The organism is Arcticibacter sp., assembly GCF_045629565.1.
In the GTDB taxonomy this organism is placed as follows: Bacteria; Bacteroidota; Bacteroidia; order Sphingobacteriales; family Sphingobacteriaceae; genus Arcticibacter.
Genome location: NZ_JAZQRL010000107.1, coordinates 1 through 14320, shown reverse-complemented (window position 1 = coordinate 14320; position 14320 = coordinate 1). Strand labels below are relative to the sequence as shown.

At 45.1% G+C, this 14320-nt stretch carries 16 protein-coding genes; 7 read left to right on the top strand and 9 right to left on the bottom strand.

Annotated features, from left to right (window positions below; all coding sequences use genetic code 11):
- Positions 1 to 1095: phage integrase SAM-like domain-containing protein (locus ACKI5J_RS14740; RefSeq protein WP_407430248.1), on the bottom strand; the 1095-nt coding region annotated here is incomplete at its 3' end.
- Between the two features lie 346 nt (positions 1096 to 1441).
- On the opposite strand from ACKI5J_RS14740, the gene ACKI5J_RS14735 reads away from it, so the two are divergent.
- The gene (locus ACKI5J_RS14735; protein WP_407430247.1) at positions 1442 to 2299 is read left to right on the top strand and encodes a DUF4886 domain-containing protein; all 858 of its coding nucleotides are present in this window, start codon (positions 1442 to 1444) and stop codon (positions 2297 to 2299) included.
- Between the two features lie 137 nt (positions 2300 to 2436).
- Entirely contained in the window at positions 2437 to 2847 is a 411-nt protein-coding gene (locus ACKI5J_RS14730) for a BrxA/BrxB family bacilliredoxin (RefSeq protein ID WP_407430246.1), read from the top strand.
- Positions 2848 to 2947: 100 nt separating this feature from the next.
- Here the strand turns inward: ACKI5J_RS14730 and cdaA are convergent, their stop codons facing one another.
- Positions 2948 to 3739 (bottom strand): diadenylate cyclase CdaA, encoded by a 792-nt coding sequence (gene cdaA / locus ACKI5J_RS14725; RefSeq protein WP_407430245.1) that lies wholly within the window; start codon positions 3737 to 3739, stop codon positions 2948 to 2950.
- Between the two features lie 85 nt (positions 3740 to 3824).
- Positions 3825 to 4691, bottom strand: a complete 867-nt coding sequence (gene folP, locus ACKI5J_RS14720; RefSeq protein ID WP_407430244.1) for a dihydropteroate synthase — start codon at positions 4689 to 4691, stop codon at positions 3825 to 3827.
- 55 nt (positions 4692 to 4746) lie between these two features.
- Here folP and ACKI5J_RS14715 point away from each other — a divergent pair, with 55 nt between their 5' ends.
- Genes ACKI5J_RS14715 through ACKI5J_RS14705 form a run of 3 tightly spaced genes read left to right on the top strand, consistent with a single transcriptional unit; the run spans position 4747 to position 7023 of the window.
- Positions 4747 to 5304, top strand: a complete 558-nt coding sequence (locus ACKI5J_RS14715; RefSeq protein WP_407430243.1) for a DUF1599 domain-containing protein — start codon at positions 4747 to 4749, stop codon at positions 5302 to 5304.
- Positions 5305 to 5317: 13 nt separating this feature from the next.
- Complete coding sequence (locus tag ACKI5J_RS14710; protein WP_407430242.1) at positions 5318 to 6508, top strand: BT_3928 family protein; 1191 nt, start codon at positions 5318 to 5320, stop codon at positions 6506 to 6508.
- A 5-nt stretch (positions 6509 to 6513) separates the two neighbouring features.
- Positions 6514 to 7023: a shikimate kinase gene (locus ACKI5J_RS14705; RefSeq protein ID WP_407430241.1), complete on the top strand. Its 510-nt coding sequence runs from the start codon at positions 6514 to 6516 to the stop codon at positions 7021 to 7023.
- Here the strand turns inward: ACKI5J_RS14705 and ACKI5J_RS14700 are convergent.
- The 6 genes from ACKI5J_RS14700 to pheS all read right to left on the bottom strand — a co-directional run bounded on the left by ACKI5J_RS14700 (position 7011) and on the right by pheS (position 11750).
- Positions 7011 to 7520 carry a phosphoribosyltransferase family protein gene (locus tag ACKI5J_RS14700; protein ID WP_407430240.1) on the bottom strand — a complete coding sequence of 170 codons (510 nt, stop codon included), beginning with the start codon at positions 7518 to 7520 and terminating at the stop codon, positions 7011 to 7013. The genes ACKI5J_RS14705 and ACKI5J_RS14700 overlap by 13 nt on opposite strands.
- 11 nt (positions 7521 to 7531) lie before the next feature.
- On the bottom strand, positions 7532 to 7930 hold the full coding sequence (locus ACKI5J_RS14695; protein WP_407430239.1) for a hypothetical protein: 399 nt from the start codon (positions 7928 to 7930) through the stop codon (positions 7532 to 7534).
- Between the two features lie 11 nt (positions 7931 to 7941).
- Positions 7942 to 9369: a 23S rRNA (uracil(1939)-C(5))-methyltransferase RlmD gene (gene rlmD, locus ACKI5J_RS14690; RefSeq protein ID WP_407430238.1), complete on the bottom strand. Its 1428-nt coding sequence runs from the start codon at positions 9367 to 9369 to the stop codon at positions 7942 to 7944.
- 348 nt (positions 9370 to 9717) lie between these two features.
- A complete protein-coding gene (locus tag ACKI5J_RS14685) occupies positions 9718 to 10296 on the bottom strand; it encodes a TetR/AcrR family transcriptional regulator (protein ID WP_407430237.1) in 579 nt (192 codons plus the stop codon).
- Positions 10297 to 10302: 6 nt separating this feature from the next.
- Entirely contained in the window at positions 10303 to 10716 is a 414-nt protein-coding gene (locus ACKI5J_RS14680) for a hypothetical protein (protein WP_407430236.1), read from the bottom strand.
- A complete protein-coding gene (gene pheS, locus ACKI5J_RS14675) occupies positions 10716 to 11750 on the bottom strand; it encodes a phenylalanine--tRNA ligase subunit alpha (RefSeq protein WP_407430235.1) in 1035 nt (344 codons plus the stop codon). The genes ACKI5J_RS14680 and pheS overlap by 1 nt, the downstream gene beginning before the upstream one ends.
- Positions 11751 to 12007: 257 nt before the next feature.
- On the opposite strand from pheS, the gene ACKI5J_RS14670 reads away from it, so the two are divergent.
- Positions 12008 to 13321 carry a cytochrome ubiquinol oxidase subunit I gene (locus ACKI5J_RS14670; protein WP_407430234.1) on the top strand — a complete coding sequence of 438 codons (1314 nt, stop codon included), beginning with the start codon at positions 12008 to 12010 and terminating at the stop codon, positions 13319 to 13321.
- On the top strand, positions 13318 to 14320 hold a 1003-nt coding region (locus tag ACKI5J_RS14665; protein ID WP_407430233.1), incomplete at its 3' end, for a cytochrome d ubiquinol oxidase subunit II. The genes ACKI5J_RS14670 and ACKI5J_RS14665, both read left to right, overlap by 4 nt.

The window sequence follows — 14320 nt, the reverse complement described above, 5'->3', positions numbered from 1 at the left end:
GCTTATCTCTTCGGTTATGTCGAGCTTGCGGGCGATCTTTTTAAGGTTGACATTGATCGCGGCTACTGCAGCTCTTACCTTCTGAAGGCTTTCCGCCTCAGTGGCGTTCGCAGGTATTACATCAAAAACATATCCGCTGTTTAGTTTACGAGTACTATGGGTCTCAATGATCCGCTGCAGATCATCTGAAAGGGGAATCTTAATCCTGTTCGCACCCCCGGTCTTGTTCTCTGTCTTCTTCCGCACGAAGGAGAAGTGATCACGCTTAACATCCGCCCACTTCAGTCGGAATATGTCAATCACGTTCATGCCGCTGGAGAGATAGCTGAAGATGAATATATCCCTGGCGAACATCTCCGCCGGATGATCGGTTTCATAATCATAGATGGCCATGATCTCATCCATAGACAAGGCACGTTTGTTGTTTGAGCCTTTCGGTATTTTGTAACCTTGCTTATTGTCGGCTTTGTGGAAAGGGTAGGTGTTACGGGCTATCTCGTTGTTTGTTATGGCGTCATTGAATATGGCACGAACTCGGATCAGGTACATACCCAGCGTCGTCTTTCCATACTCAGCGAATACTTCGGCTTTCTTGGTTGTACGCTTGAGCTTTAATGCCCAGGTCTCAAAGGATTGGAGCCACTTTGGTGTGATATCAGTGATAGGCAGCTCTGATGATTTATTAACGGTAGAATTGTATCGCTCCAGTAGGGCAGCAGCCTGGCTATAGAGATTAGCATTTCCGAACTTTTCTTCAGTCCTCATTCGATCGGCTTTGTCTCTCAAAAGAAAAAGGACATCTGACCGGTTCCCTTTTTGAGTGAAGCGTTGTTGAAAGGCGTCAAAAGAAAATGGGTGCATATCATCAATGATGCTGTTGGCTTTTGATAGCAGACCGTCAATCTTTACCTTCATTGGCTTTAGATTTTCATTAAGCCGTTTGCCTTCCAAAAGCTTCTTAAAATCGTCATAACTCAGAGAATAAGATGTTCCGTATAACTTCCAGGCGCGACCATCTGCAATCCTGATTTTCACAGGAAAAAGCCCGTTGGATTTTGCACGCCTTTCATCCAGAATTACCCTTGCTGTTGCCATACATAAAGGTAACTGTATTATTTCGATTTGCACGCTATTTGCACACAGAATTTTGATACATAGAAATACTTAGAAATATAAAGTGTTGGTTTATTGAGCTGTTAAGAGGAAAGTTAATGTGCAGAAATCGGGGGAAACACTATGTTTTATCACTACTGATGACATAGATTATATTATTATTGTTCTCTGCAAAATTACACAATAGTTTAGCCAATATCAAAGCAGGCAAAAACTCTGGTAATTAAGGATTTTGATCTGACATTTCGCTATTCAGCTACTTGATTGCAGAAGACAAGCATTCACTATCCACGAGTTTTATTATCTTACCGCATCAAATTATTACATCGTGAAAAATTATCTCAACAGGTATATCCTCCTTTTTCTGCTCTTTGCTTTTTGCAGCCTCGGCGCCCAAGCCAGGAACGTAATCAGGTTGTTAACCATCGGCAACAGCTTCTCTGAAGACGCAGTTGAAAATTATCTGTATGATCTTGCAAAGGCGGCAGGCGACAGTCTCGTGATCGGAAACCTGTCCATCGGAGGTTGCTCACTTGAAACCCATAGTAAGAATGCGGCTTCCGATGCGCCAAATTACTCCTACCGAAAGATAGTCGGTGGGAAGAAGACCATCACTGACGGACAAACTCTTGCTTTTGGTGTCAGGGATGAACCATGGGACTATATCAGCTTTCAACAGGCCAGTCCCTACTCAGGTCTCTACGAATCCTATTTTCCCTACCTGTCCAACCTGATGGATTATGTTGATGCACATGCGACTAATCCTAAGGTGAAGTTTATCCTGCACCGAACGTGGGCTTACGCAAAAGACTCCCCGCAAGCAGCATTCGCTACTTACCAGAACAATCAAGATCAGATGTTCGAGGCAATAGTAAAGGCAACTAAGTCAGCGTATTTAAAGACTGGAAGGTTTAAAATTCTGGTTCCTGCAGGTACGGCCATACAAAATGCCAGAACCAGTGTTATTGGTGATAATCTGACAAGAGATGGGTACCATCTCCAATTGACTTACGGACGGTATACAGTTGCATGTACTTGGTTAGAAGCCCTGACTGGCAAAAATCCAGTAGGTAACAGATATATCCCCGAGTCTGTGACGAAAGAGCAGGCCAGGATTGCTCAGCATGCGGCACATAGTGCCATTCGCAGGCCCGACAAGGTGACCTCTATGGCAAAGCTGGAATGATAATCACTTGCTTAGCGTGTAAGCAGCCTTTATGTCGGCAACTCCTAATCAAAGGTTTATCACTAAATGTGACAGAGATTTGATCTGCTTTGGTCAGGAACCCTTATTTTTGTATTCTTAAATTGTAAATTAAAAGTATGTATCCAGAATATTTAACTGCCCCAATGAGGGAAGATCTTGTAGGAGCCGGCTTTCAGGATTTGAAGTCTGCCGAAGAAGTAAGCGCGGCAATCGAGTCTGAAGGTACTGTATTTGTGGTAGTAAACTCCGTATGCGGATGTGCTGCTGCTAATGCGCGCCCAGCAGCGAAGATGGCTGCCAGCAATGAGAAACATCCGGCGAAACTAATTACCGTTTTTGCAGGAGTAGAAAAGGAAGCGGTAGATAAAGCCAGATCATATATGCTGCCTTATCCTCCGTCATCACCAGCAATGGCACTTTTCAAAGACGGAAAATTAGTACATATGATTGAGCGTCATCAAATCGAAGGCCGTCCGGCTCAGATGATCGCCGACAATCTTGTTAGCGCATTCGAACAGTACTGCTAAGAAAAACATGGCAGAGGCAGTAGTGCTAAGAAAAGCACCGCTGTATGCTTTAATGCAAAACACATAATCAGGATCCGCTAATCCCGGATCCTGTTTCATGTTAAATATCCCTTGTCAGCAGCACTTCCAGGTCGCTGTAACTCACATCCATACGCACCCGCCCTTGCTTCGCGTAAGCCAGCTGCCCTGTTTCCTCTGAAACGATTATGGCCACCGCATCGCTCAATTCTGTTATTCCAATTCCAGCCCTGTGTCGTAATCCAAACTGAGCAGGAAGTTTAATGTTGTCACTTACGGGAAGGATACAACTGGCACATTTAATTTTTCCTTCAGAGATCACCATCGCACCGTCGTGAAGCGGACTGTTCTTCTTAAAGATCGTTTCAATCAGGCGCTTAGATATGTATGCATCTATCGGCTCGCCTGTATTCTGGTAATATTGGTCGTCGAAGAACTTCGCAAAAACAATCAGCGCACCTGTGCGGCTATGCTGCATTGTTTTGCAGGCATCAATGATATGTTTAATAGCTGGCTCATTAACATTCTCCGGTTCCTTGTTCCCGGGCAAAAAAGTCTTCCAAAGCTTATTTCTGTGCAGCGCAGCGTTTTTTCCAATTAATAGCAGAAAACGCCTGATCTCCTGCTGAAAAACAATGATCAGCGCAAGAAAACCGACACTGACAAATCCACCCAGAATATGGCTAAGCAGCTGCATCTTCAGTTGCTCTGTGACGATATAAACAAGATAAATGATGATAAGGCCTAAAACGATATTCACTGCAATAGTGCCGCGAATGAGGTTGTATACATAGTAGATGATAACAGCCACCAGGATAATATCAATAATATCAAGAAAGCGCAATTGCAGAAAACTGAGGTCAAAACGGTCCATGTATGTCAACTTTAGGCGCCCGGATACAGGGTGTTTAGGGTGTGTCGTGAAAGCTTCGAAGATAAGAAAATAGCTGCAGATAAAATCAAAATTTCTCCTGTTGCATACACTGAACCAGTTTTACGGCCTCTACAGCCTCCTTAACATCATGTACGCGGAGGATCGCTGCGCCCTTCATCAAAGCGACAGTATTCAGCACGGTGGTGCCGTTTAGCGCTTCCTCACTCGTGATGTTGAGGGTCTTCCAGATCGTCCTTTTTCGCGACAGCCCAGCCAGTACCGGAAGTCCGCATATCGAAAACTTCTCCATCTGGTTCAGCAGCTCAAAGTTCTCCTCCGTATTTTTTGCAAATCCAAAGCCAGGGTCCAGGATGATATCGTGGACATGTAGCGCCTTCAAACGTGCTATACGCTCGGCAAAATACGACAATACCTCCCCGAAAATATCCTGATAGCCCGTAAGTCCGGTCATTGTTTGGGGTGTGCCCCGCATATGCATCAAAATATACGGCACTTTTAATCGCGCCACCGTTTCAAACATCAGCGGGTCCAGGTTCCCTCCCGAAATGTCATTGATGATATGAGCACCAGCCTCAATGGAGTTCTGCGCCACCGAGGCCCTGAAAGTATCCACAGACAGAATTGCTTCGGGGAATTCCCTGGCTAAAGCACGTATGACAGGCACTATGCGTTCCGCCTCTTCCGCTTCCGAAACTTCTGCTGCACCGGGCCGGGTAGAGTAGGCTCCAATGTCCAGCATCGCAGCTCCCTCCGATAAAAATTTTTCTGCCCGATTCAGTGCTTCGTCCGTCCCCGGTGTTCTGCTTCCCTGATAAAAAGAATCTGGCGTGATATTGAGAATTCCCATAACACGCGGTATTGTAAAATCTATGAGACTCCCACCGGCATTAATGGTTTTCTTTTGCTGAAAAGACGTACTTTTATCGTTCATTATCAAAATTGCAAAATACAGGTTAATTCACCTCTTTATCAAATAAACAAATATTTTGGCACACAATACCTCTCTCGAGTACGATTCAGTCATCCAATATTGCAGCGATCTTTTTCTGAAAAAAACAAAAGACTATGGTACCGCATGGCGGATACTGAGGGCAAGCTCTATAACAGATCAAATCTTTATAAAAGCACAGCGAATCCGGACGCTGGAGGAAAAGAAGGTCTCCAAAGTGGGAGAAAGCATTCATTCTGAGTATGTAGGTATCATTAACTATTGTGTGATCGCAATGATGCAGTTGGAGCTAGGTGACGGCGCACCCATGGAGCTTGAAGTAACCGAGGTGCAAGAGAAATACCACCGCCTCGTCAACGAGACCAAGGATCTGATGTTCGCCAAGAACCATGATTATGGCGAGGCCTGGAGAGATATGCGTATCAGCTCACTTACCGATCTCATTCTGATGAAGATCCTTCGAGTCAAGCAGATAGAAGACAACGAAGGGCAAACGCTCGCCTCCGAAGGAGTGAAAGCCAACTACCAGGATATGTTGAATTATGCCGTTTTTGCCCTGATCAGAATGGGGACAGAAAGCAGCAGTGATGAATAAATAATTTGAAAGTATGATAAACGCCTCAACGAAATTAAATACCCGTTCGCAATACCTGCTGTGGTTTTGCCGCATTTTTGTAGGCATACTGTTTGTCTTCTCGGGCCTTGTTAAGGCAAATGACCCATTAGGCTTCGCCTACAAGCTCCAGGAATACTTTGAAGTTTTTCATACCACGTTTCTAAATGACTATGCCGTCACTATTTCCATCACGATCTGTGCCCTGGAGATTATTCTGGGCATAGCCCTCCTAATCGGCTACAGGGCGCTGCAGGTGAGTTGGGGCCTGCTGCTGCTGATTTTGTTTTTTACTTTTCTAACCTTCTGGTCGGCTGCTTTCGATGTAGTTAAATCCTGCGGATGTTTTGGAGATGCCATTCCCCTGACACCGTGGCAATCCTTCCTGAAAGATCTCGTCCTTTTAACTCTTATCGCATTCATCTTCACGAAGCGGAACTACATACAGCCACTATTCCCGTCAACAGGAATCATGAGCACACTGATGATTGTCGCCGTTATTTTCTCGTTTGGAATAGGGATATATACTTATAATTATCTTCCATTTGTAGATTTCCTCCCATACCAGGTAGGCTCCAATCTTCCGGACAACATGCGCATCCCGCCCGGTGCTCCCAAAGACGAGTATGTCATCACTTATACGATGAAACATAAGAAAAGTGGCGAAACACAGAAGATGACCGACAAGGAATACCTCAAAACCGAGATCTGGAAAGATGCAAACTGGGAAATTGCTGGCGAACCTCAAAATCAGCTCCTGAAAAAGGGCTATGAACCAAAGATTCGCGATTTGATTATCGCCGACAGTCAGGGCACCGATTATACCTCCGAGATCATTGAGAACCCTTATTACAACCTGATCGTTGTGGCTTATAATCTCGATAAGGCCGACCAGAACGGCATGGGCGCCATCAACGCACTAGCTGTCAACGCTGCCGAAAATTACAATGTACGCACTGTGTTGCTTACCTCCAATACTTCGGAATCTGCAGACACCTACCGCAAGAAACACAAGCTGATGATGGAGATTTTCAATGCAGATGCCGTGCCACTTAAAAGCATGGTGCGTTCCAATCCCGGGCTACTGCTTCTCAAAAATGGGGTGGTCATTAATAAATGGCATTTCCATAGCCTTCCTACTTACGATGAACTCGAATCCGAATACCTGAGGCAACCTAAGCAATAACAAAAATGAAAGTGTTTTTAATTGGATTTATGGGTTGCGGCAAAACTACCCTGGGTAAAAAGCTGGCATCTAAAAATGGGTTTACATTCATTGATCTCGACAAAGCCATCGAGCAGGTAGCCGGAAAAACGATTCCGCAGTACTTCGCGGAGCATGGCGAAGCGGCATTCCGCGAGTTGGAACGCGATGTGCTGCAATCAACAGATTTCCCCCATAACTCCGTCATTGCAACAGGTGGAGGCGCTCCCTGCTATTTTGATAATATAGACTGGATGAACACACAAGGGGTGACTGTCTATATAGCAGTGCCTCCCGCAGCTCTTGCCAGTCGCCTCGAAAAGGCTGAAGAAGTCAGACCGGTACTAAAAGACTATAAGGGTGAAGCACTGATCCAGTTTATTGCCGGTAAGCTTGATGAACGCGAAGCTTTCTACCGTAAAGCTCAAATTACAGCTTCCGGATTAGGTCTAAATGCAGAAAAGCTCTGGACCATCCTCAGCGATTATCGTAAATAAACCACATCTTCTGTATCCGGTTGATTGGAAATGACAACGTCAACATGTTCCTTAATAACGGTTGATAGCTCCATGCCGGTATAGTCCGGCGATACCGGAAATACCCTGTGGCTTCTGTCAACAAGGGCAACAGTACGTAGCTTCTTGACCGGAATGTCCAGAAAGATGCCGATCCCGTAGGCCATCGTCCTGCCGCGATTAACCACGTCGTCTACCAGGATGACCACTTTTTCTGCACATTCCTCTACAGCGATATCCGTATTCGCTTGGAGAAAAGTGGTAGTCTTATCCATGACGATCTTCATCAAGGTAATCTTGATTCCACTGATTTCCTCAAGCTTATTTTTAATGCGTTCTGCAAGGATATAGCCATAATCGACGATACCGGCAATAACCAGTTCCTTTTCTTCCAGATTATCTTCCCAAAGCTGGTAGGCAATTCGGGTTATTTTCTGTTCGATTTGTTTTTGATTCAGGATGATTACTTCGTTCGTCATGATTAGTCAGATTAGTGATAAGGGTAGAATACAAAATTAGCTCCCTCCGGAACAACTACGAAGAGGCAGATAAAATCTTCCGGATTCTTGTAGGTCTTGATAAAACGGTCTTTCTTTTCCCGGTGAATAATTCCTTTCTGGATAAATTCTTCCAGCGTAGAGGCTTGAATGGACCAGCTGGTGCCAAGATCCGTTCTGTCCAGGATTAATTCGCCCAAAGTCAGCTCATGCTGGTGGGCCGCAAAAATAGGATATTCAGAAAGTCCCTCATTGATAATCTCCATCGAAACCTCTCTGATAGACTCACTGTAAAATTTAAGGTCTTTCTCCAGGCTCTTAAGGGGGCTTTCCTTTTCCGGATTGTTATTTCCTTCAGAGTCAGATTGGTTGATTAAATCTTTTAATTCCATAGTTTTCGATCTTAAATTCCGGTATCAGCAGCCGGCCGTAATTCAAGTAATACAACGTTCTCTACATGCTGAGTATGCGGAAACATATCCACCGGCCTGATGCGTGTCGTTTCATATTTCTCCTTCAATAGCGCGATATCCCTTGCCTGTGTAGCGGCGTTGCAGCTTACGTAAACAATTTTCGGTGCTTCCATTTCCAGTAAACGTTGAACCACATCCGGATGCATTCCTGCCCTCGGCGGATCGGTAATAATAACGTCAGGCTTACCATGTTGTTCAGCAAATTCCGGGGTCAATACATCCTTCATATCACCGGCGTAAAATGTTGTGTTGGTGATACCGTTCAGAGACGAGTTTACTTTCGCATCCTCAATCGCTGTTGGTACATATTCAATCCCGATAACCGCTTTAACATGTCTCGCAACAAAGTTGGCAATAGTGCCCGCGCCGGTATAAAGGTCGTAAACCAGTTCATCGCCTGTGAATCCGGCAAACTGACGGGTTAAAGCGTAAAGCTCATAAGCCTGCAGAGAGTTGGTCTGATAAAAGCTTTTGGGCCCTATCTTAAACGTTAATCCTTCCATCTCTTCGAAGATGTAGTCACGACCGGCAAACACATGGATGTCCTGATCAAAGATCGTATCGTTTTTCTTGTGATTGATGATATAAAGAAGTGACGTAAGTTGCGGAAATGTTGCCTGCACATGCTCCATCATCTTTTGTATCTCGTCCTGTTCTGCGTAGGCAAACACAACAATCACCATGATCTCCCCGGTAGTTGACGTACGGATGATCAGGTTTCTCAGGGCACCCTCATGATTTCTGAGGTTGTAAAAAGATATAGCGTTATCAAGTGCAAATTTCCGGATACTGTTCCTGATTTCATTAGAGGGACTGCCCTGAAGATAGCAAGTCTCAATGTTCAGGATCTTATCGAACCTAAGCGGCACGTGGAAACCAAGCGCGTTCATATTATGCTCTTCGTCCCTGGCAACATCCTCATCGGTCAGCCAGCGCTTGTCGGAAAACGTATATTCTAACTTATTACGATAATAGCGCGTTTCAAACGAAGGCAATATAGGCTCCATCGGTGCCGTGTCAATCTTAGCCAAGCGTTCAAGGGCATCGTTTACTGATTTTTGCTTGAACCTGAGCTGGGCATCATAGGTCATGTGCTGCCATTTGCAACCTCCGCATACGCCAAAATGTTCACAGAATGGCTGCGTACGGTATTCAGAAGGACTTACTATCCGCGTCACCTTTGCTTCGCCAAAGTTCTTCTTCTTCCGGAAGAGCTCGATGTCAACAACGTCGCCGGGTATAGCTTTGTCAATAAAGATGACCAGCTCTTCGGATTTTCCGAGCCCTTTTCCTTCTTCTGCAATATCGGTAACCAGGACATTTTCTATTCGCTTCTTCTCAGCAGGCTTTCTTCTCATGTAAATATTATATCAAATCAACACAGCAGACGGTCAGGCCGACAATCCCGTGAAGCGCAAAATTAAAGTAATTTTTGAAGTGCGGAATTTTTAAAGGATAAATAGAATGGCAAGGACGCAGTAATCCCTATGGGAAGGTATGATCCTTTATGCCTGATGTCAGATAAATACGCTTAAGAGCAATCCAAAAAAGCTCTTAAACGGCTCTCTGAAATCGAACTGCTCGTCAATACTATTCGAAAAATCTTTGATTTCTTTACTCATGACAAACCTCTTTCTATCTGTAATAACCAACGTAAACAAATACCGATCTGGTATTTAGTATAACGTTATTTGATATTCAGATGTTTATCTGATAGCTGCTTTTACCAAATAAGGAAGAATCTCTTTTTGGAAATTGACAAAATTCTTACGTACATCAGCATCGCTTACCGAGGTGAACGCATAAGAAAAGACAATGCTCTTGCTGGCTTTTATCAGGAAACGGATGCCTGCAGCATGACTTTCATTCTTTTTAACCGGCATTGTCTCCTGAAACGATCTGATCAACAGTTTTTCCAGGTCATCCGATAATAGCTTTAAAAATCCTTGTGAATTGGCCGACTCCCTGATGAAGTCCCAGCCAATAAATTCGTTGCAAATGGTATAGGTAAGTCTGCAGGTTTTGAAGATAAGTTTGGAAAGGTAGGCCTCAATATCATTAACATTATATTCAGAGTCGATCATCTCGTCCACACTTTGCTTCAGCTCGTCCATGAGAATGTAATGAAGCAGAACTTCTTTGCTGTCAAAATATTTGTATATAGTAGCCTTCGCAATCTTAGCCTTCTTGGCGATTTCGTTTACGCTCGTCTTGTGGTAGCCGTATCTGCGGAACAACTCCTGAGATGCCTCAATTATATTCTCCTTTACTTTGTCAACTTCCATTTCCATTTAATTGCTTACGGAGATTATTCCATTGTTTTCACTAACATAATACGCCTTAAGCGGTTTTTTTGCCGGTTCTTTTTGTGGGTTGCCATCTTCCAACGAGAATATGGCACCGCTGCAAGGATCAGTAGCCGTAATCCCTGTATCGTCTACCTTGACGGCACATTTCCTCTCCGGGTTTACGGTGCTGCAGCGATCATAGGCTAACAGTCCCTCGAAAGGCGAGCGGTAAATGATCAATCCGGCCACGCCATATCCCGATATTTCCACATGATTTCCCGGATTGTTAAGTCCTGAATAAGCCGGGTTGCCCAAAGATGCCCGAAAATAAACAGGAACATCAGGTACTCCTGAAGGGTCTTTGCCACAAGAAGCAAGAAATAAACATATCCCTAGCAGAAGTACTTTCCTCATCATTACACGATTTCGCTTTGGAACTGCTTCAAAAAGCGAACGTCATTTTCAGAGAACAGGCGCAAGTCCTTTATTTGATATTTAAGGTTCGTAATTCTTTCAATACCCATACCGAAGGCGTATCCTGTATACTTCTTACTGTCAATTCCGCAGTTTTCCAATACGTTCGGATCCACCATGCCACAGCCAAGGATTTCCACCCAACCACTGTTTTTGCAAAGAGGACATCCCGTTCCGCCACAGATGGTACATGAAATATCCATTTCTGCCGAAGGCTCCGTGAACGGAAAATAGGAGGGACGGAAACGAACTTTCGTTCCTTCTCCAAACATCTCCTGAACAAAATAAAATAAGGTCTGTTTTAAGTCGGCGAAAGAAACATTCTCATCGATGTACAGTCCCTCTACCTGATGGAAGAAGCAATGGGCACGTGCGGATATGGCCTCGTTACGGTAAACGCGCCCTGGCATAATAGAGCGGAAAGGCGGCTGACCGTTCTCCATCATACGAACCTGAACCGATGAAGTGTGCGTACGAAGGGCGATGTCGCCGTTCACCGCATCTTTATTAATAAAGAACGTATCCTGCATATCTCGTGCCGGATGCTCCTGAGGGAAGTTTAGCGCCGAGAAGTTATGCCAGTCGTCTTCAATTTCCGGACCTTCAGCAACAGTAAAGCCAAGCTTTTTGAATATCTCGATAATCTCCGATCGTACCAGGTTCAGCGGATGGCGGGAGCCAATTTCGTAACCTTCTCCCGGAAGAGTAAGGTCTGCAATGGCATCATCTGCTCCCGGGCCAGAATCAAATTCATCCTTAAACCGCTGATGTCTCTCTTCGGCAACTTTCTTGAATTCATTCAAAACTTTGCCAAGCAAGCGCTTTTCTTCCGGAGAGACAGCTTTGAACTGGTCAAACAGGTCTTTGATGATTCCTTTTGTACCCAGAAATTTTATTCTGAATGCTTCAAGTTCTTCTGCCGACTTGGGTTCGAAAGCGAGTATTTCGGTTGTATATTGAGTGATCTGTTCCTGCATTATTGAAATATAGTAATATTTATGTCTGAATTTAGGGCTTTCATGCTGAAATAGCGTTTTTAAACCTTAATGAAATGCAAAATTATAAAAATATACGTATATAATTAGGCGAGGGGCCTGCCTCTCCTGCGATTTGCGATTTTACGCTTCGGAGTGACGTTATACAGGCAGGCTCGCTTGAACGTAACATAAACGCCATGATGCAGTTCTTTGTAGTGGAAATTTGGTAATTTGGCTGCCATATACTTCTTGCAATTATGGATGACTTCATGGCCGCCAGGTCTCAGATGGCCTTATCTCTCGGATTTCATATCATCTTCGCCTGCATCGGCATGGTTATGCCTTTCTTTATGGCGGTATCTCACTTCTACTGGTTGCGCACAAAAGATGAAATCTATAAAAAACTGACAAAGGCCTGGAGCAAGGGAGTGGCGATTCTTTTCGCGACCGGAGCTGTGTCGGGCACTGTACTTTCTTTTGAACTGGGGCTCCTATGGCCAGAGTTTATGAAGCACGCGGGACCGATTTTCGGCATGCCTTTTTCCCTTGAAGGTACCGCTTTCTTTATTGAAGCCATTGCCCTCGGGTTCTTCCTTTATGGCTGGGACCGCTTTAATCCCTGGTTTCATTGGTTCACAGGCGTTATCGTTGGGATAAGCGGACTCGCATCGGGAATTCTGGTCGTAGCTGCAAATGCCTGGATGAACAGCCCTGCAGGTTTCGACTATGTGAATGGTGAATATATTAACATAGATCCTATCGCAGCGATGTTCAATGACGCCTGGTTTTCGCAGGCGCTCCATATGTGTATTGCAGCGTTCGTAGCCACCGGCTTTGCCGTTGCCGGCCTGCATGCACTCATGATCCTTAAAGGCAAGAATATACGTTTTCACAACAAAGCTTTTAAGATTGCCGCTATTTTCGCTACTATAGCCGCTGTTCTGCAACCTCTCAGTGGCGACATATCCGCTAAGGATGTGGCACAGCGCCAACCAGCAAAGCTGGCCGCCATGGAAGCACATTTCCATACCGAAGAAGCTGCACCGTTAATTTTAGGAGGAATAGTGGATGAAGAAAAGAAAGAAGTAAAATATGCCATCAAGCTCCCCGGCATGCTTAGTTTCCTGGCGCATGGCGATTTCAAGACGCCCGTAACGGGTCTTGACCAAATACCCGAAGATGAGCAACCTCCTATAGCCGTTACCCATTATGCATTTCAGATCATGGTAGGACTGGGAATGATCATGCTTTTGATTTCCGTCATTTATTTTATCGCCCTCTGGAAGAAGCCGGGTTGGCTTAACAGCCGGTGGTTATTGAAGCTCTTTGTTGCGGCAACCCCAATGGGTTATATCGCTGTAGAGGCAGGATGGACGGTCACAGAAGTGGGTCGTCAACCCTGGATCATTCACGGCATAATGAGAACAGCCGACGCTGTAACACCGATGCCCGGCATCATTTATTCTTTTTATATGTACACGGCGATATACGTGTCCCTTTCTATTATCGTAATCTTTATGCTGTATCGCCAGATCAAGATGGTCGACAAACTTTATGATAACCAGCCATGATATACGTCGTAATAGCCTTTCTATGGGCAGCAATTTGGTTATACCTTTTATTGGGGGGCGCAGATTATGGTGCCGGTATTATTGAGTTGTTTACATCCAAAACCAATAAAGAACGCACGCGCATAACACTATACAGCGCTATCGGGCCGGTTTGGGAAGCCAATCACATGTGGCTGATCATAGCTATTGTAATTCTCTTCGTGGGGTTCCCGGAGATTTATGCAACCATGTCCGTCAACATGCATATCCCCCTGACGGTCATGCTACTGGGCATCATAGCCCGCGGAACGGCCTTCACTTTCCGGCACTATGATGCCGTAGTCGATGATATGCAGCACGTTTACAACCGCATCTTTGCTTACTCAAGCTTCATTACTCCGCTCTTCCTGGGCATTATTGCCGGAAGCGCCGTATCCGGAAGAATAGATCCGGAGGCGACCGACTTTCTTTCCGCTTACATTTATAGCTGGCTGGATTGGTTCTCTGTCTCCGTAGGCTTGTTTACCGTCGCCATCTGCGGTTTTCTCGCCGCGATATATCTGATCGGGGAAACCGACAGTAAAGAGGAGAAGAGAATGTTTGTTAGTAAAGCGCTCAGACTGAATATAGCCGCCGTCGTCTGCGGTGCATTGGTGTTCCTGGCCGCGACTTACGAGCAGATCCCGCTCCTTGATTGGGTTTTTGGAAATATCTATGGCATTCTGGCTATCATCGCAGCGACGCTGTCGCTTATCCTCTTGTGGTACATGCTTTACAAAGGAGAAAGTAAGGGCATCCGTATCCTCGCAGGATTTCAGGTGACCATGATACTGTTCACCACCACATACCGGCATTTTCCAAACATTGTTATCCTCAAGAATGGCGGCTACCTTTCGCTGTTGGAACATAGAGGCCATGACAAGACGATTGAGACCCTGGGTTGGGCACTGCTGATCGGAAGTATCTTCATCCTTCCGGCACTGTTTTACCTGATCTATAGCTTTCAGAAACGGAAGGCTA